Raw genomic sequence first — 1,163 nt, forward strand, 5'->3', positions numbered from 1 at the left:
GGAGCATGTCGCGCTCCTGCACCACCGTGCGCAGCAAGGCCGCGCGCTGGCGCATACCGCCGGACAGTTGCGCTGGAAAATGCCGCTCGAAGCCGGCAAGCCCGAATTCGGCAAACAACGGCGCAACGCGCGCCCGCGCCGCCTGTCTCCTCATGCCTTGCACTTCGAGCCCGAGCGTTGCGTTGTCGAGGATGCGCCGCCACGGCATCAGCGCGTCACGCTGCGGCATGAAAGCGAAATGCCTGCCGTGGTCGTCGAGCGGCGCGCCGTCAAACAACATCTCGCCCTCGCCATGCTCGGCGCCGGTCAGAAGCTGGAAGAGTGTCGATTTGCCGGCGCCCGAGGGTCCAAGGATCGAGACGAATTCACCAGCGCCGACGCTAAGCGAAATATCGGCCAGCACGTCGAGCCCACCGAACGCCTTGCGCACATACCGCAGTTCGAGCCGGCTCATCGCCAGGGCCCCTTCCCGACGGTTTCCTTGCCGGCCCGCTCCCAGGGCATCGCAAGGCGCTGCAGCAGTACAGTCAACCCGAACAGGACAAGGGTCAGGGCAGCGCTCACTCCGACGGCGGCAAGAACCAGGTCAGGACGGAAATTGTTCTTGGCGTTGAGCATGTAGATGCCCAGCCCCTTCGCGGCCCCCGCATATTCGGCGAAGATCGCGCCGACCACGGCGTAGGTGATGGAGATCCTCAAACCAGCGAAGAAATAGGGCAGCGCCGAAGGCAGCCGTGCCAGCACGAAGATGCGCCAGCGCCCTGCCCCCATGGCGCGCAGCATTTGCCCGATCTCGGCCTCGGTCGACTCATAACCCTCGACCAATGCAACCAGCATCGGAAAGAAGGTAACCAGCGCCACCAGCATGATCTTGGGCGCCAGCCCGAAGCCGAACCAGAGCACCACCAGCGGCGCGATCGCCACCAGCGGCAAGGTCTGGCTGACGATTAAGACAGGAAACAGCGCACGCCGCAGCGGCTGGAAGAAGTCGACCAGCATCGACAGCACGAAGGCAGCGCTGAGCGAACAGGCAAAGCCGAGCAGCGTGGCGCCGATGGTCGGAATGGCGTTGTCGGCCAGCGCCTGGCGATTGAGCAGCGCTTGCTCGAAAACGCGCGACGGCGCCGGCAGTGTCGTCGGCCTGATGCCGGAATAGGTGGCAT

2 protein-coding genes are annotated in these 1,163 nt (G+C 64.9%); both read right to left on the reverse strand.

Annotated features, from left to right (window positions below):
• Positions 1-454 (reverse strand): ATP-binding cassette domain-containing protein (locus EN984_RS35380; protein ID WP_127384392.1); only part of this gene is annotated, 454 nt, incomplete at its 3' end.
• Positions 451-1,146: an ABC transporter permease gene (locus EN984_RS35385; RefSeq protein WP_245480193.1), complete on the reverse strand. Its 696-nt coding sequence runs from the start codon at positions 1,144-1,146 to the stop codon at positions 451-453. The genes EN984_RS35385 and EN984_RS35380, both read right to left, overlap by 4 nt.
• Between the last annotated feature and the right edge of the window lie 17 nt (positions 1,147-1,163).

The sequence above is a fragment of the Mesorhizobium sp. M7A.F.Ca.CA.004.12.1.1 genome, from assembly GCF_003997835.1.
In the GTDB taxonomy this organism is placed as follows: domain Bacteria; phylum Pseudomonadota; class Alphaproteobacteria; order Rhizobiales; family Rhizobiaceae; genus Mesorhizobium.